Raw genomic sequence first — 24846 nt, 5'->3', positions numbered from 1 at the left:
GGCTGAAAGCCCTTGCGCACGGTGAAAACCAGTTCCAGGGCCGGGTTGAGGCCCGGCCGGCGAAGGCGAAAAAATTCGCGGATAATCCGCTTGATCCGGTTGCGGCGCACCGCCGACCTGACCCCGGAGATACTGATGCCGAGACGCGCCCCTCCCGCTGCGGGGGTCAACAGATAGACCAGGGCGAAATTATCGCCCCGCACCCGCCGACCCTGGGCGTAAATCCGCCGGTATTCGTCGGGTTTCCTGATCAGCGCTGTTTTGGGCAGGGTCAGGCACGCCATGGCCGGCACGGGCCCAACTATACCGCCAGCCGCTTCCGACCCTTGGCCCGACGCCGGTTGATCACGGCCCGGCCGTTCTTGGTGCTCATCCGCACCCGAAAACCGTGGGTCCGATGGCGCTTGGTGTTGCTGGGCTGGTAAGTTCTTTTGCTCATGACCGATTTCCTCTGCTAAACGTTGCAAAAAGCCGCCCCACGGCGAGCTTTTCATTGAAAATGCGATAAACGGGGAAACTTATCGTACCGGCGCCACTTTGTCAACGGCTAAAGACGGCCCGACCGGAATGAGGTCTAGTGGCCGCCGTTGCCGTTGGCGTCGCTGTCGAGGCCGAATATTTTGCGCAACAGCAGCAGGTTGCGCCTTTTCTGGTCGGGCTCGCCGCTTTGCTTGAGGAACTGGACCGGATGGTGGAGCAGCTTGTTGACCAGGGCGGTGCCCATCATGGCCACCGCCTTCTGCTCGGCCGGGCTCAGTTCCGGCAGGGCCGCCAGGGTCCGCTGCAGTTCGGCCGCGCGCAACTCATCGGCCCGCCGCCGCAACTCGGTGATGGTGGGGGCCAGCTCCATGTTTTCCAGCCACTGGAGAAACTTGAAGGTCTCCTCGGCCACGATCATCTCGGCCCGGTCGGCCTCCTTGCGCCGCTCGCCCTTGTTGACCTCCACCACCTGCTGGAGATCGTCGATATCGTACAGGTAGATGTTGTCGAGATCGTTGAGGCCCGGGTCCAGGTCGCGGGGCACGGCGATGTCGATCAGGAAGATGGGACGATGATAACGCTGCCGCATCACCGGGGCCATGTCTTCCTTGCGCAGAATCAGGTCCGGGGCCCCGGTGGAACTGATCAAAATGTCGGCCTCGGCCAGGCGGGGCACCAGTTCGCTGAGGGCGGCGGCCTCGCCGTTGAAGCGGCGGGCCAGGCCCACCGCCCGCTCCAGGGTGCGGTTGGCCACCACCACCTTGCCGATCCCCTGGGCCAGGAGATGTTCCGCCGCCAATTCGGCCATTTCGCCGGCCCCGGCCAGCAGCACGGTTTTGCCGGTGAGTTCGCCGAGGATCTTGCGGGCCAGTTGGACCGCCGCGTAGCTGATGGAGACGGCGCTGCTGCCGATGCTGGTTTCGGTGCGGATCCGCTTGGCCACCGAAAAGGACTTGCTCAGCAGGCGGTGGAGAATGGGGCCGGTGGCCCGGTGTTCCATGGCCAGGCGGTAGGCGTCCTTGAGCTGGCCCAGGATCTGGGGCTCGCCCAGGACCATGGAGTCGAGGCTGGCGGCCACCCGGAACACGTGGTTGATGGCCTCGTCGCCGCTGAACTGGTAAGAATACTTGATCGCTTCGGCCCGGGACAGGCCGCTGCCGGAGAAGAGGAAATCCCGCACCGCGGCGATGGTTTCCGCGCCCGGATCGGCCACCAGCAGCACTTCCACCCGGTTGCAGGTGGAGAGAAAGCAGCATTCGTCGCAACCGGGGATTTCCTTGATCTGGACCAGCGGATTGAGACAGTCTCCCGAAAACGCCAGCTTCTCGCGAATCTCCACCGGCGCGGTCTGATGATTTACCCCCAGGCAGGCAATTTTCTCAGCCAGCATAGGAATGGGCCCCTCCCAGGAAAAAATTTACCCCCCAAAGGGTGAAAAGCACCGCGCAGAAGCCGACAATGGCCATGATCGCCGCCCGCCGCCGCCGCCAGCCCACGGTGAAGCGCTGGTGAATCATGGCGGCGTAGATCAGCCAGGTGATCAGGGACCAGGTCTCCTTGGGATCCCACTGCCAGAAGGCCCCCCAGGCCTGCCGGGCCCAGAGGGAGCCGGAAACGATCCCCAGGGTCAGGAGCGGAAAACCGATGGTCAGGCAATGCTGGTTGAGATTATCGAGGGCCTCCAGCGAAGGGAGGCGCTCGGAGAAAAAGCCCATCCGCTTGCGCTTGATTTCCCGTTCCTGGAGCAGGTACATGACCCCGCCGCAAAAGGCCAGGGCCAGAAAGGCGTTGGCCATCAGGGCGATCATGCCGTGGACCGGCAGCCACCAGCTCTGCAGGGCCGGGGGCAACTCGATCACCCGGCCGGGCGAAAACAGCGCCACCAGCATCAGCAGCAGGATCAGGGGCAGCACGAAGGCGGCGAAATTCTTGACCCGGTAGCGCCAGCGAAAGGCGAGATAGGCCATGGTCAGGGACCAGGCGAAGAAGGAAACCGCCTCGTGGCTGCTGGCCACCGGGGTATGGCCGGAAACGAAGAAGCGGGTCACCAGGTAGACGGTGTGCAGGCCGGCCGCCCCCCACAGGAGAGTGCGGGCCATGATCCGCAGGCGCTGGTTGAGGTTGAAAAAGCAGACCACGGCGGTAATGGTCGCCCCCAGGTAAAGGGCAAAAACCGCCTGAAAAAGAATATCCATGCTTTCACCTTTGCTTCATCAGACTGAAAACCGCTCTCTGATCGTTTCGACCCAGGCCAGGGCGTCTGCGCCGCCGACCGTCGCCCGGACGTGCTCGCGGACCAGGTCCCAGCGACCGTCCTTGATCCAGCCGGCCAGGTCGGCCTCCACCAAACGGTGAAAGCGGGTCCGGTTCTCCCGGTGGTCGCAGCCCTCGGCCAGCACCTGGCAGCGGAGGCCGGCCAGCAGTTGCAGCAGGGCGTCATATTCAGGGCCGAAACGCTGCTCCAGCTCCCGCCGCAGCTTGCGGGCCAGGGCCGGGCTGGCCCCGCCGGTGGAAATCGCCACGCTCAAATCGCCCCGGCGGACCACGGCGGGCAGGATCACATTGCACCACTTGGGCACGTCGGCCACGTTGAGCAGGATATTGCCCGCTTCCGCCTCGGCATGAATCCGGGCCTGGACCGCTTCGTCATCGGTGGCGGCAATCACCAGGAAGGCCCCGGCCAGATCGCCCTCGCGGTAAGCCCGGGCCAGCCAGGCCAGCTCGCCCTGCTGGTGGAGGCGGGCCAGTTCCGCCGAGAGCTGGGGACTGAGCACCGTCACCGCCGCCTGGCAGGCCAGCAGGCCCTCCACCTTGCGGGCGGCGACCTCGCCTCCCCCGATCACCAGGCAGTGCCGCCCCGCCAACTGCAGACAAACCGGAAAAAAACCCATCCTCGCTCGCGCTCCCTCTTCCCCGTCCGGTTAAGCCGGATTCTTGTGCGTTTGCGCTATAATCAATTTGACACATTCTGCAAAGTGTTATACTCGATAGAAGCCGCCGCCCGCCAAGTCCGCCGGGCCCAGTTGATCCGGCGGCCCGGCTCAAAGGGGCGGGCCGCCACGAGGAGGAAAGCCATGCTCCGGGGAACCAGCACCGTCAACAGCCGGCAACAATTCGAACTGATCGACATCACCGCCGAAATCGCCGCCGCCCTGCGGGAGGCGGCCATCGCCGACGGGATCTGCCAAATTTACAACCCCCATACCACCGCCGGCCTGACCATCAATGAGGGGGCCGATCCGGCGGTCCGGGACGATCTCATCGCCGCCTTGCGCCGGATGGTGCCCGATTTGCCCTACCGGCACCAGGAGGGCAACTCGCCGGCCCATATGATGGCCTCGCTGATCGGCAGCTCGGTCACCGTGTTCATCGCCGACGGCCGCTTGCAACTGGGAACCTGGCAGCGGATCTTCTTCGCCGAGTTCGACGGCCCCCGCCGGCGGAAAATTCACTGGCGCTTCAGCCCCGACTGAGCCCCGATCAGGAGACCGGATGAACAAGCCGCCGCCCGACCTGCCCGCCGAGAAGATCTGCTTCGGCCTGGACCGCCCTACCGACGAAGCCTCGCTGGCTGCCCTGATCGGCCGCTTCTCCCGGCCCGAGCTGCTGGCCGTCCTCATTCCCCGCCTGAGCGACCGGGAAATCACCGCCATCCTGGACTTTTATACGGCCTTGCTGGAAAAACACCTCAGCCACGCCGAGTATCACCGGTTTTTTACAAATGACCGCTGATCGTACCCATTTTTAGCGGTCAGCGCAAGGAACAACCCGGGGCAACCGACCGACAGGAGCCAAATCATGTCCGAACCGATTATCCATGACCTGCGCGAATTTCTCGCCGTTCTGCGCCGGGAAAAGGAAGTCATCACCATCGCCGAGCCGGTGGACCCTTACCTGGAAATCGCCGAGATCCACCGCCGGGTCATCGCCCAGGGGGGGCCGGCCCTGCTTTTCACCAAGGTCAAGGGCAGCGATTTCCCGGTGGTCACCAATCTCTTCGGCACCGCCCGACGGATGGAACTGGCCTTCGGCCGGCGGCCCCTGCGCTTCGTGGCCGAACTGGTGGAGACCGTGGAAACCATGCTGCCGCCGAGCCTGGGCAAATTCTGGGCCCGGCGCGATCTCTTCCGCCAGGCGGCCGGGATCGGGCTCAAGCGGGTCCGCCGGGCCCCGATTCTCGAAAACTGCCAGTCGCCGCCCCGCTTGAACGACCTGCCCCTGCTGACCTCCTGGCACAGCGACGGCGGGCCCTTCGTCACCCTGCCCCTGGTCTATACCGAAGACCCCAACGGGCGGGGCCACAACCTGGGGATGTACCGGATCCAGCGCTTCGACGATACCACCACCGGCATCCACTGGCAGATCCACAAGGGCGGCGGCTACCACTACCATGAGGCGGAAAAACGCAATGAGAGCCTGCCCTTGACCCTCTACATCGGCGGGCCGCCCGCCCTGATGCTGGCCGCCATCGCCCCCCTGCCGGAAAATATCCCCGAGCTGCTGCTGGCCTCGCTGCTGCTGGGCAAAAAGCTGCCCCTGGCCACCGATCCCCGGGGGGGGCATCCTCTGGTGGCCACCGCCGAATTCGCCGCCAAGGGAGTGGTGCCGCCCCACCTGCGCCGCCCGGAAGGGCCCTTTGGCGATCATTACGGCTACAACTCCCTGACCCACGATTACCCGGTTTTCCAGGTCGAGCGCCTCTACCATCGCCGCGACGCCATCTACCCGGCCACCGTGGTGGGCCGGCCCCGCCAGGAAGATTTTTACATCGGCGACTTTCTCCAGGAGCTGCTCTCCCCCCTCTTCCCCCTGGTGATGAGCGGGGTGCGCCAGCTCAAAACCTTCGGAGAGGCGGGCTTTCACTGCCTGGCGGCGGCCCGGGTCACCGACCGCTACCCCCGCGAGGCCTTCGCCTCGGGCCTGCGGATCCTGGGGGAGGGACAGCTCTCCCTGACCAAGTTCCTCATCGTCACCGACGGCGATCTCGACGTGGCCGATTTTCCGGCCCTCTGGCAGCATGTGCTGGAGCGTGTCAACTGGCGCACCGACCTCTTCGTCTTCGCCAACGTCTCCCAGGACACCCTGGATTACACCGGGCCTTCGGTCAATTCAGGCTCCAAGGCGATGCTGATGGGCCTGGGCCGGGAGGCCAAGCGGATTCTGCCGGAGGAATTCCGGGCCCAATTGCCCCGGGACTGCACGGCGGCCCGGGCCTATCTGCCCGGCACCCTGGTGATCGAGGGCGCCGCCTATGACCGCGACCGGGAACTGCCGGCCCGCCTGGCCGCCGAGCCGGCCCTGGCCGACTGGCCGGTGGTGGTGCTGGTGGATGACCTGGCGGCGGCCTGCGCCAATCTGCAGGAGTTCATCTGGTCCTTCTTCACCCGCTTTGAACCGGCCGCCGACATCCACGCCGCCGGCAGCGGGGCGGTGCGCCGCTTCCACCTGGGCCTGGAGCCGCCGGTGGTTTTCGACTGCCGGATGAAGCCCTGGTATCCGCCGGTTCTGGAAGTTGACCCGGCCACCAGAAAGCTGGTCGACGAAAAAATGGGCCGGATCCTGCCGGGTTATTGAGCTCGGCCGGGCGCGGCAAGGCGGAGAACCATGAAGGAGCGGTTGCAGAAAGTCCTGGCCCGGGCCGGCCTCGCCTCCCGGCGCAAGGCGGAAGAATACATCGCCCAGGGCCGGGTCATGGTGGATGGCCGCCGGGTTGAAAAGATGGGTGAGCTGGTCGACCCGGAGCGGCAGACCATCACCTGCGACGGCCGGCCGGTACGGGAAACGGCGGAGAAAGTCACCGTTTTGCTCAACAAGCCCGCCGGCTATGTCACCACCATGGCCGACCCCCAGGGGCGCCCCATCGTCAGCGCCCTGATCGATGAGCCCGGCCTGCGCCTCTTTCCGGTGGGGCGGCTCGATCTCGACACCGAAGGGGCCCTGCTGCTGACCAATGACGGCGACCTGGCCCAGCGCATCCTCCACCCCAGCAAGGAGATCAACCGCACCTACCAGGCCCGGGTCCAAGGACAACCCGCCGCCGAGGGGCTGGAGGCCCTGCGCCGGGGCATCATCCTCGAGGGCCGGCAGACCTGGCCGGCCGGGATCAGGGTTCTGCGCCGGGAACCCGGCGCCACCACCCTGGAGGTCGTTATTCACGAAGGGCGCAAGCGCCAGGTCCGCAAGATGTTCGCGGCCATCGGCCATCCGGTCCTTTACCTGAAGCGGGTCGCCTACGGCGGCCTGCGCCTGGGAGGGTTGCCGCGGGGCAAGTACCGCCGGCTCAGCGAGGATGATCTGCGCCTGATCTTCCGCTAAAAAAAGCGGACCGCGGCCAAAATATCTTTTGCATTGCCGATGCCCAAGCAGGTAATATGGCACATCTTGTTGGTTTTTATTGTTTTTTGTCTGGACTTGAAGGGGGGCGAGAGGAGAGTAAGTCATGAACAAATCGCAACTGATTGAATCCCTGGCCCAGGCCGCCGCCATTACCCCCCGGGAGGCGGGAGCCGTCACCGACACCATCCTGGAAACCATGACCGAAGCCCTGGCCAACGGCGACAGTATAGAAATCCGGGGCTTTGGCAGCTTCATGGTCAAGGATTACGGCTCCTACTACGGCCGCAACCCCAAAACCGGCCAGAAAATCAAGGTCCAGCCCAAAAAACTGCCTTTTTTCAAGGTCGGCAAGGATCTCAAGGAAAAGGTCAACGGCAAGGGCTGAAACCCGGCCCGGAGCAGTTCCGGCCGGGGCGCAAGCGCCCCGCTCCGCCCTTCTTGAACAACCTCAACCCCCCCTTAAATTAAAGGCCGGTCCGGCTGGCGGCCGACCCGCGCGCCGGGCCCGGCGGCCGCTCAAGGCTCGACTATGGCCCCCACCAGGTCGTAGGGGTGGGCCTCGCTGATTTTTACCCGCACCAACTCCCCGGCCCGGCAGGTCCCCTCGTTGATGTAGACGCAACCGTCGATTTCCGGGGCCTGGAACCAGGCGCGGCCCTCCAACAGCAGGTCCGATTCGGCGCTGACTCCCTCCACCAGCACTTCCTCCACTCGGCCCACCCGCGCGAGGTTGCGGGCCAGGGAAATTTCCCGCTGCAGCCCCATCAGGCGGTCGTGCCGCTCCTGCTTGAGCTCTTCCGGACACTGGTCGGGGAACTCGGCGGCGGCGCAGCCCTCCTCGTTGCAATAGGTGAAAATGCCCACATGATCCAGGCGGCAGTCGGCCAGGAAGGCCGCCAGGCGGTCCACGTCGGCCTCGGTCTCGCCGGGAAAACCGACCATGAAGGTGCTGCGGATCGCCGCCTCGGGCAGGATTCGGCGAATCCGGGCCACCAGGTCCCGGATCATCTTTTCCCCGTAGGGCCGGTTCATCGCCTTGAGAACCGAGTCGGAGACGTGCTGGAAGGGCAGGTCGAAATAGGGCAGAATCCGGGGCTGGGCCGCCACCAGTTCCAGCAGCTCATCCTTGACCCGGGAAGGATAGAGATAGAGCAGGCGCAGCCAGGGCACCGCCACCGCCTGGTTAAGGGCGGTCAGCAGTTGCGGCAGCCGGGGCCCGCCGGGCCCGAGATCGAGGCCGTAGGCGGTGAGATCCTGGGCCACCAGGGTCAGTTCCTTGACCCCGGCGGCGGCCAGCCCTTGGGCCTCGCAGACGATATCCTCCAGCCGGCGGCTGCGCAGCGGCCCCCGGATGGCTGGAATCAGGCAATAGGAGCAGCGGTTGCCGCAACCCTCGGTGACCTTCAAATAGGCGCGATGGGCCGGGGTGGAGAGCCGGCGGGGCATTTCGGCGCTGGCCAGGAAAAGCTCGCTGCCGCCGCCGGCCGCAGAGCGGCCGACCAGGGGGAAAATGGTGGCCGACTCGGACAGGCGCTCGGCGGAAATGAGCGAATCGCCATCGGCCCCGGCCCGGTCCTCCAGGCGACGCAGACGCTCGGCGATCCGGGCCACCTCCTCGGTGCCGAGAAAAAGATCGACCTCGGGCAGCTCCCGGGCCAGGTCGGCCCCGTAGCGCTGGACCATGCAGCCGCAGACCACCACCCGGGTGGCGGGAGTTTTCTTCTGCTCGATCAGGCCCAGGATGGTGTCGATGCCCTCCTCCACCGCCGACTGGATAAAGCCGCAGGTATTGACCAGCAGGACATCGGCCGCTCCGGGTTCGCTCACCGGCACCAGGCCCTCCTCCACCAGCAGCCCGAGCATCAGTTCGGAATCCACCAGGTTTTTGGGACAGCCCAGGCTGGTGAGGTGAATGGTTCTCATGATGGGATTTTAACTCCTGTGCAAGGTTCAAGATGGGTTTGAAGAGCCGGGGCCGGTTGTCCCGGTACCCGGAGAGCAACCCGGGTGGTCCCCGGGCCCGATTTTTATAATTTAAGCAGTTACAAGGAATCAGGCAAGGCGGCCGGGGGGCTTCAGGCCCGGCCGATAAAGGCGAACAGCGCCGCCAGCAAGCGCTGGGACTGCTGCTGAAAATCGCGGCGGCGGAAGGCGGGCTGCCAGTCCCGGTCCTCCCGGACCTGGTCCGAAACCAGCAGGACCGAGGCCAGGGGGATGCCGCGAAAGGCGGCCACCGTGGCCAGGGCGGCAAATTCCATCTCCACTCCGGCAATGCCCTGGCGGCGGTAAAGGCCGACCTTGGTCCGGGTTTCCCGGTAAGGGGCGTCGGTGGTCCAGACCGGGCCGCCATGGGCGCTGAAGCCGGCTTCGGCCAGGATAACCCGCAGTTGCCGGCTCAGTTCGCCATCGGCCGCCACCGGCCCGGCCACGGGATAATGGGCCGAGGTGCCCTCTTCGCTCAGGGCCGTGGTGGGCAGCAGGACATCGCCCACCGCGATTTCCGGCTGCAGGGAACCGCACCAGCCCAGGGAAATCACCGCCCGGGCCCCCAGGGCGACCAGTTTCTCCAGGGCCATCACCGCCAGCGGCGCTCCCAGGGCCGGGCCGCTCAGCCAGGCGTTTCCGCCGGGGGCGACATAGAGAGCGCCGGGGAATGACGGGTAGCGCCGCCAGCCCGCCGCCCGGGCGAGTTCCCCGGCCTGGCGGGCCTCGCCGGGATTGATCAGCAGCAGGCCCGGCCCGGCCAGATTCGGCTCGCCCCGCTCGCGCCGGGGCTCGATCACCACCGCCTCCCGGCGGCCGGCATTCATGGCTTGATCATCATTGCTCACCGGCTGCTCCCCGCTTTTTCGACCCTGACGCTCCCGCCGGGGCCGGGGCCGCTCCCGTCCACGCCCCCCGGCCTTGCTCGGCCCTCGTCCGGCAAATTACTCTCTGGGCCCGCCGGATCAAACAAAAAAACGGCAAGACCCCCCACACGAGGGGTCTTGCCGTAAAAAAGCCTTACTGCCCGCCGGTCTAGCCCCATAACCTCCGGGCAAGGCGGCGGTCGCCCAGCTTAGATGCCGAGAGCGGCGCCGTAGGGATGAGCGTAGAGCAGGATCAGGGAGATAACCAGACCGAAGATGGTCAGCGACTCGGCGAACGCGATGCCGAGAATCATGGTTACGGTGATCTTGCCGGAGATTTCCGGGTTGCGGGCGATGCCGGCACAGGCGTTGCCGCTGACCACACCGATACCGATACCGCAGCCCAGGGCGGCCAGGCCGACGGAAAGCGCGGCGGCGATACAGACCAGGGCGATGGCGAGCTGGTTACCGCCGCCACCTTCGTGGGCGGCGGCCATCGCCACCGAGGACATCCCCAGGACCATCAGGGCCGTCAGAGCAACTACTCCCAACTTTTTCATACCTTTTTCCTCCTTGAGGTTGATGAAGTGAAGATTGGCCTTCTTCAAAAAAACCGTTACCGGCATGTAAAGCTATTTTAGTAAATTCCAGAGCAAGGTCGCTCTTGTCTAAAACGCTCAGCAGTGCTGCAGATTCGGGCCGGCGGGGCGGCGCCGCGTACCCTGGGGTACGCAAGCCGGGCCGCCGGCCCGAAGATGTGGTGCTGCTGAACGTTTTAGTGGGCCTCTTCCATGGCCATGGCGAAGTAAAGCACGCTGAGCAGGACGAAAACCGCCGCCTGGACAAAGGAAACCAGCACCCCCAGCACCAGGATGGGCAACGGCGCGAAATAGGCCCCGGCCAGGATGAAGAGGATGGCCAGCAGGGTCTCCTTGGCCATGATGTTGCCGAAAAGACGAATGGAGAGGGAGAGGATCCGGGCGAAATGGCTGATCAGCTCGATGGGCAGCATCAGGGGAATCAGCACCGGCATCGGCCCCAGGAAATGTTTGATGTAACCGGCCCCGTGATACTTGACCCCGAGAAAGTGGGTGGTGACAAAGACGATCAGGGTCATGGCCAGGGTGATGTTGAGGTTGGCGGTGGGGGAGAAAAAGCCGGGGATCAGGCCGACCAGGTTGCTGACTAGGATGAAGAGACCGAAGGTGGCCAGCATCGGGAACATCATCCGCGCCCCCTCCCGGCCCATGTGCTCGGCCATGAAATCTTCGATGCCGCCGATCACCACTTCCCAGAAGTTCTGGCCCTGGCTGGGGATCATTTCCAGCTTGCTGCCCATGGTCAGCTTGGGGATGATGATCAGGAACAGCATCACCAGCAGGGTGTAGGTGACATGGGGCGCCAAAAGCTGGGTCATGTCCCAGAAATTGCCGGGTCCGGGCATATCATGGGGCACTGGCAAACCCAGAATGTTTTCCAGAAGCAGATTGAGAAAAAGAATTGGATGTTCCATGGCTGCTTACCTCGCCTCCCTCACGACAGTAGTTTTTTCACCTTGCTGATGGTGGCCAGGACGATGCCGATCTGGACCGTGGCCAAGCCCACCAGGAAGCCCGGAATATGAAGCTGTTGATAGCGAACCAGATAATAGAAGAGCAGGCCCAGGACCACCAACCGGCCCAGGCACTTGAACATGAACTTGATTTTCTCGCGCTTGCTGGGATTGCGGGCCAGCCGGACGGCATCCCGCTTGAGCCACTGAAAGCTCAGGACCACCACGAACCCCCCCACCAGCACGGAAATGCCGGCCAGGGGCGAAAACAAGAACCAGCCCGCCAGGCCGAAGGAGAGCAGGACGAGATAGCTCAGCATCTCCACCCTTTTCAGCGGGATATCGGCCTTCTCTTCCACTGCCATCAATGCCGCCTGCGTCGCCGTGGTCATAAATCCTTTCTTTGGCTCAGGACGTAAAGGTTTTTGAAGGCCGCCGCCACCCCGAAAGCGAGAAAGATCAGGGTGAACCAGGGGGCGGTGCGGCCGTCGAACAGCTTATGGTCGAGCAGATAACCGATCCCCAGCCCGATGAAGATCGAAAACACCATGGTCATGCCGATGGTGCCGAAGATAGCCAGCAGCTTCAGGACTTCCTTTCGTTCGCCGGCCATTACCTTCGCTGCGCCCCCATCGCGGACGATAATGAATCGCCCTTCATAAATACGCAAAGTGTTTCGTATCTATCAAGGCAGGCCCTTAAAGTCAACGGCTTTTTTCCGGGTTGGCCAAGTTTTTGAATGACCATTCGGTTTTTTCCAAAGCGAGAGCCAGATCGGCCTCGGTCTGGGCGGCGGAGATGAAGGCCGCCTCGAACTGGGCCGGGGCCAGCCAGACCCCCTGGCTCCGCATGTTGCGGTAGTGGGCGGCATAGCGATCGGTATCGGCCCGCATCGCCGAAACATAATCGGTAACCGGGCCCGGGGTGAAGAAGGTGGTCATCATCGAGGCCACCCGGTTGAGGGTGGTCTGGCCCGGCAGGTGACGCTCGGCCAACTGGGCCAACTGGGCGGCAAAATCGGCCGCCTTGGTCTCCAGTTCCTGGTAGAAGCCGGGCCGGCTCAGTTCCCGCAGGGTCGCGGCCCCGGCGGCCATGGCCAGGGGATTGCCCGACAGGGTGCCGGCCTGGTAAACCGGGCCGTCCGGGGCGATGTGGTCCATGATCTCCTTTTTGCCGCCGTAGGCCCCCACCGGCAGGCCGCCGCCGATGATCTTGCCCAGGCAGGTGAGATCGGGCCGAACCCCGTAATACTCCTGGGCCCCGCCCAGGGCCAGGCGGAAGCCGGTGATAACCTCGTCGAAAATCAGCACGATGCCCAGCTCGCTGGTCAATTGGCGCAAAGCCTCGAGAAAACCGGGGGCCGGAGGCACCACCCCCATGTTGCCGGCGGCCGGCTCGACGATGACGCAGGCGATATCCAGCTTGGGGTCGCGCAGGGTCTTCTCCAGGGTGTCGACATCGTTATAGGGAATGGAAAGGGTGTTCCGGACGATGTCCTCGGGCACTCCGGGGCTGCCGGGAATCCCCAGGGTGATCACCCCGCTGCCGGCCTTGATCAGAAAGCTGTCGGCATGGCCGTGGTAGCAGCCGTCGAACTTGACCACCTTGCTCCGGCCGGTGAAGCCCCGGGCCAGGCGCACGGCGCTCATGGTGGCCTCGGTGCCGGAACTGACGAAACGGACCTTTTCCACCGAGGGCAGGGCCCCGGTGACCAGTTCGGCCAGTTCGATCTCCTTGGAGGTGGGGGCGCCGAAGCTGGTCCCGGCCTCCAGGGTTTCCCGGATGGCCGCCACCACCGCCGGATGGTTGTGGCCCAGGATCATCGGCCCCCAGGAACAGACGAAATCGAGATATTCGTTGCCGTCGGCGTCGTAGACCCGGGCTCCGGCCGCCCGTTCGATGAAGATCGGTTCGCAGCCCACCGATTTGCAGGCCCGGACCGGGCTGTTGACCCCACCGGGGATATGTTGGCAGGCCTTGGCGAAAAGTTCTTTGGAACGTTCAATACCCATTTGTTCTCCCATTAGCTTGGTGCTTTATCTGATACGGCAGGCAATCCTCGGCGGTAGCGCGCCGGAACCCGCCCCCGGCCAAACCCGCCGCCACGGCGCCGGGTTTGGCCGGCCGACGCGGGTCCGATTTGCCCCTGGCGATTGTCAGCCCGGTCAAAAAACGCTAGGCTGAGCAAAACGGCGTTACTATAACCTGATTGGAGGCCCTGATGCACCCGGAAAATCAGAACTTCGGCCCGGCCTGCCTCCGCGCGCCCCCCGCCCTTTGCTTAAGGGATCAGGGCTTTAATCAAGGGGCTTTCGCTCCGGATCGGGCTTATCTCTGCCAGGAAATACCCAGGGCGCTGAAGTGGTCGGGGGAGCTCTGGCCGCTGAATTCCCGGCCGCGGATTATATTGGTCAGCGCCAGCTTGAAGCTGCGGTAGGAGACCACAAAACCATATTGGACGTCAAAGGCCACCACCCGGCGGGAAACACTGTGGCTGTCCCGGAAAGTGTTGCCGTCCAGGAAGATGTTGCGCCCGACCAGGCGCGCCTCGCCGCCGACAAAAAGGTAGCCTCCCAGGGTCGGATTTTTGCGGAAATAACCGGCCCCCGGCAGGCTGGGCCGAATCCGGGGCGGCCCATTGTCATCGGCCAGCCTTTTTCCCAGCCGCACGGTAAAGCCGCTGCCCAGGTGAATGTCGGCGTTGCCCAAAGCCAGGCCGGTATGGGGAATCAGGTCGGTGTCCACCCACTGGCCGGCTATCAGGGGGTAGCGCCATTGCCGATCCCAGTAAAGATTGAGGATCGGTTCATTTCGCAACTGATGCTCCCAGCCCATGGGTTCGGGGGAGGAGCTGACATTGGCATGCCACCAGGTCTGGATTGGGCGGGCCAGGGCGGCGGGCCCCACCACGCCCGTCTGGAGTTCGAAGGAATCGACGATTCCCCGGCCGGTCGCCGGAGTTTCTGTGACCCGCACCAGGCCGAAACCGAGGTAAAGATAGCCGGCATAGGGTCTTTCCTCCGTTTGCAGCTCGCTTACGGTGATATCGGCGGGGGTGTAGATGTTGTGGCCCAGGGCGGTACTGGCCCGCCACAGTTGGTCCGGCCCGGACCGGGGCACGAAGGGGGCCAGTTCGGCGAGCCGGTTGAGCCAGTCATTGCGTATTTTACCGGAATAATAAGAAAAACGGCTGCCATGGGTGAAATGGCGATCGGTGCCCAGCAGGGTATCGTTTTCCACCACCACGGTGAAAATACCGGGGCTGTCCTTCACGATGATCGCGCCGTCCGGGGCTTCCTGGCCGGCCAGGCCGGGAAGCGGCAAGGCCGCCAGAATCAGCCCTATGATGAATCCGAATTTCTTCATAAACCGGTCCGGGGTCTCCGCCGCGGAAGCGCGGCTGATAATTCTGCAGGGGGGAAAATAATGCAAGCTGGCCAGACAAATGACCGGGTCGCGGTGGTCATGGTCCACGGGCTCTGGATGACCGGGCTGGAAATGGGGTTGCTGGCCCGCCGGTTGCGGTACTGCGGCTTTGCCTGCCACCGCTTCCCCTACTCTTCCCTGCTCCGCGGCCCCGAAGCCAATGCCGCCGCCCTGGCCGGTTATATCGCGGCCCTGCCCCAGCCGCGGGTGCACCTGGTCGGCCACAGCTTCGGCGGCCGGGTCATCGACCTGCTGCTGGCCAACCATGGCGCCGGCAAGGTGAAACGGGTGCTGACCCTGGGTACCCCTTTCGCCGGCAGCCATATCGCCCGTACCCTGGCCCGCCGGAGTTGGAGCCGGCCGATTCTGGGGTCGGCGGCCCCGGCCCTGGTGAACGCCGTGCCCCACTGGCGCCATCAATGTCCTTTGGGGATCATCGCCGGGGATCGCGGCCTGGGCATCGGGCTTTGCTTTCCCGCCCTGCCCCGGCCCCACGACGGCACCGTGGCCCTGGCGGAAACCGAAATCGGCGGCAGCAGCGCCCGGATCACGGTCCCGGCCACCCACATGTCGATGCTCTTCAACCGGGCCGTGGCGGAGCTGGCCTGCCGCTATCTCCGCACCGGTTCCTTTGCCGGCCCGGCCGCCGGCGGGCCGGCATGAGCTCCCGGCGGCCTTATTCCACCTCGATGCAGGCGACCGGGCAGGCGGCGGCCGCCTCTTCGGCACAGGGGTTGTCCCCGTCGCTGCCCTCGATAACGAAGGCCTTCTCGGCCTCGTCAGCAAAACCGAAAACCTCGGGACAGATTTCGACGCAACTCTGGCAGCCGATGCATTCTTCCTGGTCGAGGGTCACTTTTTTGGCCATGCTTCCGATTCCTCCTGGGGGGCAAAACCAGCTCCGGGGGCGCTTGGCGGCAACCCCCGGGCAAGTCGTTCAGTCATTGGCGGCGGAACGCCGGCGCCGGAACCGCCAACGCATTAAAATACCCGCCGCCAAGGCCAGGACCGGCAGCCAGAGCAAAAGGCGCCACCCCAGGGAGGCGGGGTAGGTCCGGCTGAGATAAGCGGTGATTTTCCGGTGTTCTCCCGGCTGGATTTGGGTATCATAGCTGATCCGCATCCGCCAGACGGTGATCTCCCAGCCCAGCCTGGTCTTGCGCAGTCCGTTATAAAAATAGTCACCATGGCATAAAGTACAGCGCTGCTCGGTGAGCCGGGCGGCGGATCCTGGCTCGGCCGCCGCCGCGCCCATTGCCGGCCCGGGCAACGGCAGCAAAAGCAGCGCCGCGACCATCATCGCCCCCAGCAGCAAGCTGCCGGTTATCCTGGTAAAGTCGGTCATAATATTTGACGATAGCGGCGCGAGCAAAACTTGTCAAATACGGTTCGCGCAAAGTCGGGCCAACCGATGCCGGAAGCCGGGGTTGCCCGGGAGAACCCGCAGAGCGAAGAAGCTCCGAAACCCAGCGGCTGCTTTGCCCCCAAATCAGCTCTGGCGTGATCGGATTCTCGGTTGCTTAAAAACATTATAAGGAAAACCATGCCCGCTGACACCTCCCCCAAGTGCTGCCCCCGGGTTTTCGTCCGGCTCAGCCCCGCCGAGCAGGCGGAGGCAGCCGCCCGGGAGTTAACCGACCCCGAGCAGCTGCTGGCCTGGCTGTCATCCACCGCCAGCGCCCGCCGGCTGCCCTGGTTGCCCGAATTGGCCCGCCTGGAAATCGCCCTGGCCCGGCTGGCCCAAAAAGACGATCAGATCCCGGCCCCGGGCAGCGCCTGGCAGGTCAATCCCGCCCTGGAACTGCTGGAGCTCTCCTGGCAGGGCCTGGGCGAACTGCTGGAGGGAGAAGTCCCGGCCGAGCCCCGGCCCCAACCGGAAACCATGCTGGCCTGGCTCTCCCCCCATGACGGCCAGGTCCATTGCCGGCGGGCCGAGGATACCGACCTGCTGGCCCTCAAGCTGGTCCTGGAGGAGATCGACCCCGAGCAAGCGGCGGCCCAGGGGCCCTTGACGGTGGGGGAGATCGACGCGGTGCTCAAGCGGGCGGCGGCCCGGGGCCTCCTGCTGGCGCCCGCCTCGCGCCTGGTCCGGGATCCTGAAACCTTTCCCCACCCCGCCGGCATTCCCGCCCAATTCTACTCGGCCGAGGTTTTCACCCTGCAGTGGCACCTGACCCAGAATTGCGATCTCCATTGCCGCCATTGCTATGACCGCAGCGCCGGCCGGGACGTCTCTTTAGCCCGGGGCCTCGATCTGCTGGACCAGTTGCGCCGCTTCTGCCGCCACCAGGGGGTGCGGGGCCAGGTCTCCTTTTCCGGCGGCAACCCCCTGCTCCACCCCCATTTTTTCGAACTTTACCAAGCCGCGGTGGAGCGGGGCCTGACCCCGGCCATTCTCGGCAACCCCACCGATGCCGACCGGCTGGCCGAGATCTGCGCCATCCGCAAGCCGGTCTTTTTCCAGGTCAGCCTGGAGGGCCTGGAGGCCCACAACGACTATATCCGCGGCCCCGGTCATTTTGCCCGGATCATGGCCTTTCTCGAACTGCTGCGGGAAGCCGGGGTCTTCAGCATGGTGATGCTGACCCTGACCCGGGACAACCTGGACCAGGTCCTGCCCCTGGCCGAGCTGCTGCGGGACAAAACCGATCTCTTCACCTTCAACCGCCTGGCCATGGTGGGGGAAGGCGCGGCCCTGGCCTCGGTCCGGCCCGAAGACTATGCCGCTTTCCGGACCGCCTACCTGGCGGCGGCGGAGCAAAATCCCATCATCAGCCTCAAGGACAACCTGCTCAACGTTACCCGCTTCCAGCAGGGCCAGCCGCTCTTCGGCGGCTGCGCCGGTTTCGGCTGCGGGGCCGCTTTCAATTTTGTCTGCGCCCTGCCCGATGGCAGCATCCATGCCTGCCGCAAGTTTCCCTCGCCCATCGGTCATCTCGACCGCCAGAGCCTGGCCGATATCTACCAGGGGGAACCGGCCCGGCGCTACCGGACCGGCAGCGCCGCCTGCCGCTCCTGCCGGATTCGCCCGGTCTGCGGGGGCTGCCTGGCGGTGGGGCACGGTTTCGGCCGGGATATCTTCCGCGACCGCGACCCCTATTGCCCGGAAGTGCTTTAAGTCGTCGGCAGCCGGCGCCAGCCGGCTTTTTTTTACGCTTGCCGCCATTGAAATATTCAATGACAAAAAACGCTTTACATAGAAAGAACCGATCCTATATGATTGGTTATACCTGGGTTATATTTGCATTCGGTTTCAACCCCAAACGAGGATCTGGAATGGACGCGAAAGAACTGAAAATGATGCTGGCCGGCATCGGTCTGGCCGGGCTGCTGGCCGGCGCCAGCCTGACGGCGGCCCCGGCCGAGGCCCAGACCGGCAGCGGCTGAAGCGGCAACAAGGGTGGTGCCGGGAGCACCACTGAGACCCCCGCCCCCAGCGGCTGAAGCGGCACCAACGACGCCGGCGGCGCCGATAAAGACAAGGAAAAAGACGAGAAGGAAAGACCGGGAGGCAGCGGCTGAGGCGCCGCTCCGCAAGGTGCCGGGAGCACCGACAAGAAAGACAAGTAACCAACCCTTAAGGACCAGTAACCGTCCGTCGGCGGCAGCCGCCGAGGCGGCTTAACCGTGGCGGCGCCTGGTGAATAGCGCTAACCAGGGTGGTCCTTGCAGAACCGGATGCGGGCAGATGGGCTCGCATCCGGTTTTTTTTTTGCTTTTTCCTGGCCACCCCAGTGTTCTCCGGGCAAAGCCGTACCTCCTGCCCCGCTTGGGTCCCCAGCCCCCTGCCCGCCTTGACAGTCGGCGGATGATGATTAAGCTTTAAACGCCGCCCCCGGGGCCGGCCGGGCCGCAACCCCGCCGGCCGGGTTCAACTACTATATTTTACTTTTAATTACATCAGGTTAAGCAAGGAGAGCGCAGCAATGAGCAGCGAAAAAACCGCCCCGGCCGCCGAAACCCGGGAGTTTCAAGCCGAAGTCAAGAAGATGCTGGACATCGTCATCAACTCGCTTTACACCGAGCGGGAAATTTTTCTCCGCGAACTGATCTCCAACTCCGCCGACGCCCTGGAAAAATTCCGCCACCAGCGCCTGCTGAGCGAAGAGGTTTTCGACGACCACCTGCCCCTGGAAATCAAGATCAGCGCCGACCAGGAACAGCAAACCCTGACCATCACCGATACCGGCCTCGGCATGGACCGGGGCGAGCTGGAAAGCAACCTCGGCACCATCGCCCATTCGGGTTCCCGGACCTTCTGGGCCAACCTGGCCGAAAACCAGCGCAAGGATCTCAACCTGATCGGCCAGTTCGGGGTGGGCTTTTACGCCGCCTTCATGGTGGCGGCCAAAGTCCGGGTGCAGTCGCGGAGCTACCGGCCGGAAGAGCCGGGCCACGAATGGATTTCCGACGGCACCGGCACCTATACCATCGCGCCCTGTCCCGGAATCCGGCGGGGAACCAAAATTATCCTGGAGCTGAAGGAAGACGCCGGCGAATTTGCCGATCAAGAGCGGATCAAGCAGATCATCCGCCGCTACTCCAGCTTCGTGCCCTTCCCGATCAAGGTGGCCGACGAGACCGTCAACACCGTCCAGGCCATCTGGACCCGCAGCAAGAACGAGATCAAGGAAGAGGAATACCAGGAATTTTACAAGTATATCGCCAACGCCTTCGACGAACCCCGGGCCCGGCTCCATTTCAGCGCCGACGCCCCCCTGGCGGTCAAGGCCCTGCTCTTCCTGCCCCAGGAAAATATCGAGCGCCTGGGCTTCGGCCGGATGGACCCGGGGGTCAACCTCTACTGCCAGCGGGTGCTGATCGAGCAGCACAGCAAAAACATCCTGCCCGAGTGGCTGCGCTTTGTCAAAGGGGTCATCGACAGCGAGGATCTGCCCCTCAATATCTCCCGCCAGGCCCTCCAGGACAGCGCCCTGGTCGCCAAGATCAACCGGGTGATCAGCAAGCGGCTGCTCAAGTTCCTGGCCGAACTGGCCCAGAACGAGCCGGAAACCTACGAGAAGTTCTGGAACACCTTCGGGATGTTTCTCAAGGAAGGGGCGATCTCGGACTTCAATTACCGCAAGGAACTGGCGGGACTGCTGCGTTTCGAATCCTCCCATACCGAGCCGGGCAAGCTGACCTCGCTGAGCGACTACATCGCCCGGATGGCCCCGGAGCAAAAGGATATCTACTACATCAGCGGTCCCAGCCGCGAGGCGGTGGAGACCGGCCCTTATCTTGAGGCCTTCCGCCAGCGCGACCTGGAAGTGCTCTATACCCTGGACCCCATGGATGATTTCGCCCTCAGCCATATCGGCGAATTCGCGGAGCACCAGCTGGTTTCCGCCGACCGGGGCGATCTGGAGTTGGGCGAGGCGGCCAAGAAGGAAGATCAGGACCCGGCGGCGGCGGAGAAGGCGGCCGCCGCCCTGCCTCCCGAGGAGGCCCAGGCCCTGGCGGCCTGGATGAAGGAGGTGCTGGGCGACAAGGTCAAGGAGGTCAAGGAATCGAAACGGCTCACCGACAGCCCGGCCATGGTGGTCAACCCCGACGGCTTTCTCACCAGCAGCATGGAGCGGGTGATGCGGGCCTCGGGCCAGCAAATGCCCGATTTCGGGGGCAAGAATCTTGAAATCAACCCCGGCCACGCCTTGATCGGCGGCCTCAACCGGCTGCGCCGGGAAGACGAGGATCTGGCCCGCAAGATCACGGCCCAGATATTCGACAACGCCCTGATTCAGGCCGGTCTGATGACCGAACCCCGGGCCATGGTGGGCCGCAACTACGAGATCCTGGCCCGCCTGGTCGGCCGGGGCCCGGCGGATTCGGCCTAATCAGCCGGGAGCCGTTCGAGTTCCCGCTCCAGAAAAGAGAGGTGTTCCTTTTCCTCGGCAGCCAGGGCGAGAAACAGTTCCCGGCCCGCCTCCGCCTCGCTCCGCTGGGCCAGCCTTTGATAGAGATCCTGGGCCTGGAACTCCAGGCCCATGGCCTCTTCCAGGGCCTCGGCGGGAGTGGTCGCCGCCGGCTCGGCCGGAGTTCGCCCCCCCTCGATCAGCTCTCCGGAACCGGCCGGCTTCAGGTCGCGGCCGGTGCGGGCCCGGTATTCCTTGGTCAGGCGCGCTTTGTGGCCCTCTTCGAACCCGGCCAGGCGCTGATAGGTCCGGCCCAGCGGGGTATCCCCGCTCGCCGCGGCCAGGCGGTGGTAAAAGCGCTGCAGGCCGTCTTCCATGGCAAAGGCCAGGGCGGCGGCGTCATCGTAGTCGGCCCCGGCCGGCAGCAGCTCCAGGCCGGCGCTTTCCGGCCCGAAGGCCTGGCCGCCCTGCCAGGCCTTGATCCCCCCCAGCAGATTGTGCACTTTCTCAAAACCCTTGCCGCTGAGATACTGGGCCGCGGCCCGGCTCCGGCCGCCTACGGCGCAATAGGCCACCACCGGCTTAGCGCGGTCCAGCTCGGCCAAACGGTCGGGCAGCTCTTTGATGGGAATCAGCCGCGCTCCCGGCAGATGGCCCGCCTCATATTCCTTGGGCTGGCGCACATCCAGCACCTGGACCTCGTCGGGAGCGCTGGTTTCGATGAGTTTGCGCGCCTGGTCGGGTTTCAAGGATGAGGTGAGGGAGAAGAGGTTTTTCCAGTTCATATCCAGCCTCGCAAAAATAATTGATTAATCCCGGCCCGCCTTGGCCGGCGGGCGTTCCAGGTGGCGGCTTACGGGGTGGCGCGGGTGAAGGGCATGGTCAGAAGGCCCCACAAACCGAGGCGCTTGAAATCACGATGGCTGCCGATCCCGATGATGATGCCGTCCTGTTCCACTTTAGTCAGCATGGTGCCGAAAAAGCGATCCCAAAAGGAAAAAATTATCCCGTAATTGGTGTTGCGCTCCCTGATCCGGATCGAATGGTGAATCCGGTGAAAAAAGGGCGGCACCAGCAACAAGACCCAGAATCGCTCGAACACCGGGCTGACCCGCAGGCTGCTGTGGTGAAACTGGATGGAAAGGCTGACCAGGATCTCGAAAAGCAGGTAGGCGGCCAGGCTCAAGCCGAAGGTATAGATCACCGCCAGGCGGATCAGGCCGGAGATCATAATTTCGCCCAGATGAAAGCGGCTGGCCGTGGAGACATCCATGTTCATATCGCTGTGATGAACCCGATGGAAGCGCCAGAGCAGGGGAACCTCGTGATTGAGCAGGTGCCAGAGCCAGAGAAAGAAATCGAGGATCACCACCCCGAGCAGCAGTTGGAGCCAGAAGGGCAAGGGATAGGCGTTGAGCAGGCCCACTCCCTGATCTTCCACCAGGAACAGGGTGGCGGCGATGAGGCCGCTGAAAACCAGGAGATAAATCCCGCTGTTGACCAGGGCCAGAGGCAGGTTGGTCAACCAGCGCCGCGCCTTGGGCACCGAGGGAGGGCGGTAGCTTAAGCGCAGTTCCAACAGCAGAAAGCCCACCAGCCCGGCCAGGTAGAAGGGCAGTTTGAGGGTTTCCAGGTATTGCCAGTCGAACATTGTTTTTCCCCGTCCAGAGCCCCCCGGGCGGGGCTTCCCCACTCACCGCCGGCGGCAGCTCGCCATTGCGGTTATTCTTTCCGCATAGCGGCCCGGGTGTCAACCAGGTTTCGGTGGACCCAACGCGAAAAAAACTTGTCGGCGGCGGCCGGTTTTTCTATGCTGGAGCGACATGGATGGCTGGCTCCCGGCGAAATACCAGGGGCGCCCGTAATTTATCATTCCCGCCGCTCGGTCCGGGGCTCTAGCGATTTTCCCGACCGGCGACGAGCAAGGAAATAAAATGATTAAAAGTTTCCTCGCCCTGCTCACGGCCCTGGCCGGCCTGGTTTTCACGGTCATGTCCGCCCTGGGACTCGCCGACGCGGTCTGCGTCACCGAAGGTTGCCGCCTTTTTCAGGATACGACCTTTCTGGGCCTGGACCTTTACTGGTTCGGAGCCTTTTTTTTCGCCGTGACGGCCGCCCTGCTGTTCCGCCAGTTGACCCGGCCCGGCCCATCCCTGGGACCATCATGGTTCCTGGTCCTCTGGCTGAGCGCCGGCCTGCTGGTCAGTGCTTTCCTGCTGGGCGTGCAGGCCCTTACCACCGTATGCCTGAGCTGCCTGATCGTGGCCGGCCTGCTGGGAGTGACGGTGCTGCTGGTCCTGGCCGGTTCCCGCCTGCTGGCCGGGCTTTTGCTGATCTGGGCTTTGGTCCTGGTGGCGGCTTTGAGCGGGCTGCTGCGGCAGCAATTTGAGCCGGTGCCGGTTTTCGGCGGGCCGGAAGCGGCCCTGAAGGTCTTTTTCGCCCCCTCCTGCCCCTCCTGCCTCGAGGAACTGCGGGAGTTGGCCGAGCGGGAGGAAATTCATCCCCGCCTGGCCCTCTATCCCCTGGCCCTGCGCCCGGCCGACCTGGCGGTGATTTACCGCTTCCGCCGGGAACTGACCCATTCCGGCGATCTGGCCGCCGCCGTCGCCATCCTGGCCGAAGTCGCACCGGAGCGGCCGGGTTGGCGGGAAATGCTGGCCATCCGAACCATTTCCTTCCGCAACCGGGCTTTTCTGGCCGTAATCGGGGCCCGAACCGTGCCTTACCTGCTGACCTCGGCCCCCAGTCTGCTGGCGCCGCCGCCCCAGCCCGCCCTGCCTGCCGGGGAACCTGGCTTCTCCTGGCCGCCCGGCCCGGCTCCCGCCCTCCCCGACGAAGGCTGCGAACTTGACCAGCCAGAGGAACTGTGCGAGGAAGCGGCGCCGGCGCCGCTATTCAACCTGGAAATGCTCCGCCCAGCGCCCTGAGCCGGGCCGGAAGTACTGCTCGAGAACCTCCAGGGCCACCGGATTGCCGAGCACCGGCGGCTGGTCGCGCCAGAGCCCGACTCCCGCATAGGGCGAATAGTAGACCCAGAAGGTCCAGTGCAGCCCGGCGTTTTCCATGATCGCCAGCAGGTCGTGGAGATAGCGCCGGGCGCTCTCCGGCCAGGGATTGGCATGCATGGTGAATTCGCCCACGTAGAGGGGCACTTCGTGCCGCTGCTGGAATTCCAGGGCGTAGCGGATATTTTCCTCCAGGGTTTGCCGGTCGATGCGGTCGATGGCCCTGGCCTGGTGCCAGTTGAGGGCCAAGCCGGCCTCCCCTTCCTCCCCGCTGGTCCGGTACCAGCCGCTGAGCAGATATTCCCCGGCCCGGACCGCCATGGGACTGCTGCGGGCCGCAGCCGGCCGGCGGCACTCGGCAAAACGCAAAGAAGCGGTGCCGCTTAGCCCCTGCTCCCGGTCGACGGTCACGCACTCGCCGGAGGTGTTCCAGTTGAAGCCGGGATAATCGATGGCAAACGACCCGTTGGCCACCAGGGGCGCGGGCAGTTCAACGGACTCACCGGCGATTTCCAGGCGCAGATCATCAAACCAGACCTGGCCGCCGTTCTCCGAGTAGAGCTGAACCTGCACCAGCTCCGCCCCGGCGGGCGGGGTGGCCCGCAGTTCGAGCCGCCGCCACTCCCCGGCCGGCTCCCGGGCCACCGGGGTTCGGCTGGCGGCCAGCAGTTCCCCGGCCTTGACCAGCTCCCCCGGATAGGTGGTAATCGGGCGGGAACTGGTGGTGGAGTAGAAGGCGAACTGGGGCGGATGGAAAAAGTGGATGCTGTAGAGGACATTGGGATCGTCGAGCAGGATCAGCCTTTTGTCCCAGCCGGGGAGTATGGCTTCCTCGACAATCAGGATATGGCGGGGAGCGACGGCCCGGATGCGGGCGGCGGCGGTGCTGATAACCTCGCGGTACAGTTCGAGGTTCGGCGGGGTTCCTTCGTTGAGCAGGTCAAAGCCGGCGATGATGGCGCGGTCGGCGTGGCGCCGGGCGATCTCGGTCCAGAGGGCGTAAAACCTGGCCTGGTTTTGCGGTTCCGACCAGAAGCGGGCCTGGTCTTGGCGGTGCACCACGAAGTCATGGGCGTTCTGCTTGCCCGGGGCCAGGTGCATGTCCAGAATGACATAAACCCGGTATTGCTCGCACCAGGAAAGGATCTGCTCCAGCAGGGCAAAGCTTTCCTCGTCGTAGGTGAAGGGCTCGGGCTCGAAGTCGCGGTAATCAAGGACCAGGCGGATGGCGTTGGCCCCCAGGCCGGCGATCCGGGCGATGTCCCGGGGCCCCAGGATCTCCCGGAAATGGCGGAATTCGACATTTAAGCCCCGCAGCACCACCTGCTCCCCGGCGTCATCCA

At 64.5% G+C, this 24846-nt stretch carries 28 protein-coding genes; 10 read left to right on the top strand and 18 right to left on the bottom strand.

Features of this window, described 5'->3' with window-relative positions:
• The 5 genes from rnpA to ACHHTY_RS09450 all read right to left on the bottom strand — a co-directional run.
• Positions 1–284: ribonuclease P protein component (gene rnpA, locus ACHHTY_RS09470; protein ID WP_395493874.1), on the bottom strand; the 284-nt coding region annotated here is incomplete at its 3' end.
• Between the two features lie 17 nt (positions 285–301).
• The gene (rpmH, locus tag ACHHTY_RS09465) at positions 302–439 is read right to left on the bottom strand and encodes a 50S ribosomal protein L34 (RefSeq protein WP_013164727.1); all 138 of its coding nucleotides are present in this window, start codon (positions 437–439) and stop codon (positions 302–304) included.
• Between the two features lie 135 nt (positions 440–574).
• Entirely contained in the window at positions 575–1867 is a 1293-nt protein-coding gene (gene hemA, locus ACHHTY_RS09460; RefSeq protein WP_395493875.1) for a glutamyl-tRNA reductase, read from the bottom strand.
• Positions 1860–2675, bottom strand: a complete 816-nt coding sequence (gene ccsB / locus ACHHTY_RS09455) for a c-type cytochrome biogenesis protein CcsB (protein WP_395493873.1) — start codon at positions 2673–2675, stop codon at positions 1860–1862. The genes hemA and ccsB overlap by 8 nt, the downstream gene beginning before the upstream one ends.
• An 18-nt stretch (positions 2676–2693) precedes the next feature.
• Positions 2694–3371, bottom strand: a complete 678-nt coding sequence (locus tag ACHHTY_RS09450) for a precorrin-2 dehydrogenase/sirohydrochlorin ferrochelatase family protein (RefSeq protein ID WP_395493872.1) — start codon at positions 3369–3371, stop codon at positions 2694–2696.
• 183 nt (positions 3372–3554) lie between these two features.
• Between ACHHTY_RS09450 and ACHHTY_RS09445 the strand changes: the two genes are divergently transcribed.
• The 5 genes from ACHHTY_RS09445 to ACHHTY_RS09425 all read left to right on the top strand — a co-directional run bounded on the left by ACHHTY_RS09445 (position 3555) and on the right by ACHHTY_RS09425 (position 7201).
• The gene (locus ACHHTY_RS09445; protein ID WP_395493871.1) at positions 3555–3953 is read left to right on the top strand and encodes a secondary thiamine-phosphate synthase enzyme YjbQ; all 399 of its coding nucleotides are present in this window, start codon (positions 3555–3557) and stop codon (positions 3951–3953) included.
• A 19-nt stretch (positions 3954–3972) separates the two neighbouring features.
• On the top strand, positions 3973–4212 hold the full coding sequence (locus ACHHTY_RS09440; RefSeq protein WP_395493870.1) for a hypothetical protein: 240 nt from the start codon (positions 3973–3975) through the stop codon (positions 4210–4212).
• Between the two features lie 66 nt (positions 4213–4278).
• Positions 4279–6054, top strand: a complete 1776-nt coding sequence (locus ACHHTY_RS09435; protein ID WP_395493869.1) for a UbiD family decarboxylase — start codon at positions 4279–4281, stop codon at positions 6052–6054.
• A 30-nt stretch (positions 6055–6084) separates the two neighbouring features.
• The gene (locus ACHHTY_RS09430) at positions 6085–6795 is read left to right on the top strand and encodes a pseudouridine synthase (RefSeq protein WP_395493868.1); all 711 of its coding nucleotides are present in this window, start codon (positions 6085–6087) and stop codon (positions 6793–6795) included.
• Between the two features lie 124 nt (positions 6796–6919).
• Positions 6920–7201 (top strand): HU family DNA-binding protein, encoded by a 282-nt coding sequence (locus ACHHTY_RS09425; RefSeq protein WP_395493867.1) that lies wholly within the window; start codon positions 6920–6922, stop codon positions 7199–7201.
• A 131-nt stretch (positions 7202–7332) separates the two neighbouring features.
• Here ACHHTY_RS09425 and rimO read toward each other — a convergent pair whose 3' ends face one another.
• The 8 genes from rimO to ACHHTY_RS09385 all read right to left on the bottom strand — a co-directional run bounded on the left by rimO (position 7333) and on the right by ACHHTY_RS09385 (position 14583).
• A complete protein-coding gene (rimO, locus tag ACHHTY_RS09420; protein WP_395493866.1) occupies positions 7333–8739 on the bottom strand; it encodes a 30S ribosomal protein S12 methylthiotransferase RimO in 1407 nt (468 codons plus the stop codon).
• 152 nt (positions 8740–8891) lie between these two features.
• Positions 8892–9647 carry a nucleoside phosphorylase gene (locus ACHHTY_RS09415; protein WP_395493865.1) on the bottom strand — a complete coding sequence of 252 codons (756 nt, stop codon included), beginning with the start codon at positions 9645–9647 and terminating at the stop codon, positions 8892–8894.
• A gap of 227 nt (positions 9648–9874) precedes the next feature.
• The gene (gene atpE, locus ACHHTY_RS09410; protein ID WP_395493864.1) at positions 9875–10225 is read right to left on the bottom strand and encodes an ATP synthase F0 subunit C; all 351 of its coding nucleotides are present in this window, start codon (positions 10223–10225) and stop codon (positions 9875–9877) included.
• A gap of 215 nt (positions 10226–10440) precedes the next feature.
• Positions 10441–11178 (bottom strand): F0F1 ATP synthase subunit A, encoded by a 738-nt coding sequence (atpB, locus tag ACHHTY_RS09405; RefSeq protein WP_395493863.1) that lies wholly within the window; start codon positions 11176–11178, stop codon positions 10441–10443.
• Positions 11179–11198: 20 nt separating this feature from the next.
• A complete protein-coding gene (locus ACHHTY_RS09400) occupies positions 11199–11609 on the bottom strand; it encodes an ATP synthase subunit I (protein ID WP_395493862.1) in 411 nt (136 codons plus the stop codon).
• Entirely contained in the window at positions 11606–11830 is a 225-nt protein-coding gene (locus ACHHTY_RS09395; RefSeq protein WP_395493861.1) for an AtpZ/AtpI family protein, read from the bottom strand. Before ACHHTY_RS09395 ends, ACHHTY_RS09400 begins: the two co-directional genes overlap by 4 nt.
• 91 nt (positions 11831–11921) lie before the next feature.
• Positions 11922–13229: a glutamate-1-semialdehyde 2,1-aminomutase gene (gene hemL, locus ACHHTY_RS09390; protein WP_395493860.1), complete on the bottom strand. Its 1308-nt coding sequence runs from the start codon at positions 13227–13229 to the stop codon at positions 11922–11924.
• A 316-nt stretch (positions 13230–13545) separates the two neighbouring features.
• Entirely contained in the window at positions 13546–14583 is a 1038-nt protein-coding gene (locus ACHHTY_RS09385; RefSeq protein ID WP_395493859.1) for a lipid A deacylase LpxR family protein, read from the bottom strand.
• Between the two features lie 60 nt (positions 14584–14643).
• On the opposite strand from ACHHTY_RS09385, the gene ACHHTY_RS09380 reads away from it, so the two are divergent.
• A complete protein-coding gene (locus ACHHTY_RS09380; protein WP_395493858.1) occupies positions 14644–15306 on the top strand; it encodes an esterase/lipase family protein in 663 nt (220 codons plus the stop codon).
• 13 nt (positions 15307–15319) lie between these two features.
• On the opposite strand, the gene ACHHTY_RS09375 is transcribed toward ACHHTY_RS09380, so the two are convergent.
• Together ACHHTY_RS09375 and ACHHTY_RS09370 are read right to left on the bottom strand one after the other, a co-directional pair.
• Complete coding sequence (locus ACHHTY_RS09375) at positions 15320–15511, bottom strand: ferredoxin (RefSeq protein ID WP_395493856.1); 192 nt, start codon at positions 15509–15511, stop codon at positions 15320–15322.
• Positions 15512–15580: 69 nt separating this feature from the next.
• On the bottom strand, positions 15581–15988 hold the full coding sequence (locus ACHHTY_RS09370; protein ID WP_395493855.1) for a hypothetical protein: 408 nt from the start codon (positions 15986–15988) through the stop codon (positions 15581–15583).
• 198 nt (positions 15989–16186) lie between these two features.
• Here ACHHTY_RS09370 and sbtM point away from each other — a divergent pair, with 198 nt between their 5' ends.
• The 3 genes from sbtM (at position 16187) to htpG (ending at position 20480) form a co-directional block, all read left to right on the top strand.
• Positions 16187–17761: a thio(seleno)oxazole modification radical SAM maturase SbtM gene (gene sbtM, locus ACHHTY_RS09365; RefSeq protein ID WP_395493854.1), complete on the top strand. Its 1575-nt coding sequence runs from the start codon at positions 16187–16189 to the stop codon at positions 17759–17761.
• Between the two features lie 158 nt (positions 17762–17919).
• Positions 17920–18030, top strand: a complete 111-nt coding sequence (gene sbtA / locus ACHHTY_RS09360; RefSeq protein ID WP_395493853.1) for an SbtA family thio(seleno)oxazole RiPP natural product precursor — start codon at positions 17920–17922, stop codon at positions 18028–18030.
• A gap of 539 nt (positions 18031–18569) precedes the next feature.
• Complete coding sequence (gene htpG / locus ACHHTY_RS09355; RefSeq protein WP_395493852.1) at positions 18570–20480, top strand: molecular chaperone HtpG; 1911 nt, start codon at positions 18570–18572, stop codon at positions 20478–20480.
• Here htpG and ACHHTY_RS09350 read toward each other — a convergent pair.
• Entirely contained in the window at positions 20477–21283 is an 807-nt protein-coding gene (locus tag ACHHTY_RS09350; RefSeq protein ID WP_395493851.1) for a rhodanese-like domain-containing protein, read from the bottom strand. The two genes, htpG and ACHHTY_RS09350, sit on opposite strands and share 4 nt — an antisense overlap.
• A gap of 68 nt (positions 21284–21351) precedes the next feature.
• Positions 21352–22149 carry a sterol desaturase family protein gene (locus ACHHTY_RS09345; RefSeq protein WP_395493850.1) on the bottom strand — a complete coding sequence of 266 codons (798 nt, stop codon included), beginning with the start codon at positions 22147–22149 and terminating at the stop codon, positions 21352–21354.
• A gap of 283 nt (positions 22150–22432) precedes the next feature.
• On the opposite strand from ACHHTY_RS09345, the gene ACHHTY_RS09340 reads away from it, so the two are divergent.
• Positions 22433–23425, top strand: a complete 993-nt coding sequence (locus ACHHTY_RS09340) for a hypothetical protein (protein WP_395493849.1) — start codon at positions 22433–22435, stop codon at positions 23423–23425.
• Here ACHHTY_RS09340 and ACHHTY_RS09335 read toward each other — a convergent pair.
• Positions 23390–24846, bottom strand: a 1457-nt coding sequence (locus ACHHTY_RS09335) for a glycoside hydrolase family 5 protein (RefSeq protein ID WP_395493848.1), incomplete at its 5' end; no start/stop codon positions are given. The two genes, ACHHTY_RS09340 and ACHHTY_RS09335, sit on opposite strands and share 36 nt — an antisense overlap.

The sequence above is a fragment of the Desulfurivibrio nitratireducens genome, from assembly GCF_044068515.1.
GTDB lineage: Bacteria > Desulfobacterota > Desulfobulbia > Desulfobulbales > Desulfurivibrionaceae > Desulfurivibrio.
This window is presented reverse-complemented; position numbering and strand designations above follow the sequence as displayed.

Excerpts from the sequence above, each read along its gene's own strand:
- atpE (WP_395493864.1), bottom strand. The coding sequence starts at position 10,225 with ATGAAAAAGTTGGGAGTAGTTGCTCTGACGGCCCTGATGGTCCTGGGG.
- ACHHTY_RS09395 (WP_395493861.1), bottom strand. The coding sequence starts at position 11,830 with ATGGCCGGCGAACGAAAGGAAGTCCTGAAGCTGCTGGCTATCTTCGGC.
- ACHHTY_RS09385 (WP_395493859.1), bottom strand. The coding sequence starts at position 14,583 with ATGAAGAAATTCGGATTCATCATAGGGCTGATTCTGGCGGCCTTGCCG.
- atpB (WP_395493863.1), bottom strand. The coding sequence starts at position 11,178 with ATGGAACATCCAATTCTTTTTCTCAATCTGCTTCTGGAAAACATTCTG.
- hemL (WP_395493860.1), bottom strand. The coding sequence starts at position 13,229 with ATGGGTATTGAACGTTCCAAAGAACTTTTCGCCAAGGCCTGCCAACAT.
- ACHHTY_RS09380 (WP_395493858.1), top strand. The coding sequence starts at position 14,644 with ATGCAAGCTGGCCAGACAAATGACCGGGTCGCGGTGGTCATGGTCCAC.
- ACHHTY_RS09430 (WP_395493868.1), top strand. The coding sequence starts at position 6,085 with ATGAAGGAGCGGTTGCAGAAAGTCCTGGCCCGGGCCGGCCTCGCCTCC.
- ACHHTY_RS09425 (WP_395493867.1), top strand. The coding sequence starts at position 6,920 with ATGAACAAATCGCAACTGATTGAATCCCTGGCCCAGGCCGCCGCCATT.
- ACHHTY_RS09370 (WP_395493855.1), bottom strand. The coding sequence starts at position 15,988 with ATGACCGACTTTACCAGGATAACCGGCAGCTTGCTGCTGGGGGCGATG.
- ACHHTY_RS09445 (WP_395493871.1), top strand. The coding sequence starts at position 3,555 with ATGCTCCGGGGAACCAGCACCGTCAACAGCCGGCAACAATTCGAACTG.
- rimO (WP_395493866.1), bottom strand. The coding sequence starts at position 8,739 with ATGAGAACCATTCACCTCACCAGCCTGGGCTGTCCCAAAAACCTGGTG.
- ACHHTY_RS09345 (WP_395493850.1), bottom strand. The coding sequence starts at position 22,149 with ATGTTCGACTGGCAATACCTGGAAACCCTCAAACTGCCCTTCTACCTG.
- ACHHTY_RS09435 (WP_395493869.1), top strand. The coding sequence starts at position 4,279 with ATGTCCGAACCGATTATCCATGACCTGCGCGAATTTCTCGCCGTTCTG.
- ACHHTY_RS09440 (WP_395493870.1), top strand. The coding sequence starts at position 3,973 with ATGAACAAGCCGCCGCCCGACCTGCCCGCCGAGAAGATCTGCTTCGGC.
- sbtA (WP_395493853.1), top strand. The coding sequence starts at position 17,920 with ATGGACGCGAAAGAACTGAAAATGATGCTGGCCGGCATCGGTCTGGCC.
- ACHHTY_RS09450 (WP_395493872.1), bottom strand. The coding sequence starts at position 3,371 with ATGGGTTTTTTTCCGGTTTGTCTGCAGTTGGCGGGGCGGCACTGCCTG.
- sbtM (WP_395493854.1), top strand. The coding sequence starts at position 16,187 with ATGCCCGCTGACACCTCCCCCAAGTGCTGCCCCCGGGTTTTCGTCCGG.
- ACHHTY_RS09350 (WP_395493851.1), bottom strand. The coding sequence starts at position 21,283 with ATGAACTGGAAAAACCTCTTCTCCCTCACCTCATCCTTGAAACCCGAC.
- ACHHTY_RS09400 (WP_395493862.1), bottom strand. The coding sequence starts at position 11,609 with ATGACCACGGCGACGCAGGCGGCATTGATGGCAGTGGAAGAGAAGGCC.
- ccsB (WP_395493873.1), bottom strand. The coding sequence starts at position 2,675 with ATGGATATTCTTTTTCAGGCGGTTTTTGCCCTTTACCTGGGGGCGACC.
- htpG (WP_395493852.1), top strand. The coding sequence starts at position 18,570 with ATGAGCAGCGAAAAAACCGCCCCGGCCGCCGAAACCCGGGAGTTTCAA.
- ACHHTY_RS09340 (WP_395493849.1), top strand. The coding sequence starts at position 22,433 with ATGATTAAAAGTTTCCTCGCCCTGCTCACGGCCCTGGCCGGCCTGGTT.
- ACHHTY_RS09375 (WP_395493856.1), bottom strand. The coding sequence starts at position 15,511 with ATGGCCAAAAAAGTGACCCTCGACCAGGAAGAATGCATCGGCTGCCAG.
- rpmH (WP_013164727.1), bottom strand. The coding sequence starts at position 439 with ATGAGCAAAAGAACTTACCAGCCCAGCAACACCAAGCGCCATCGGACC.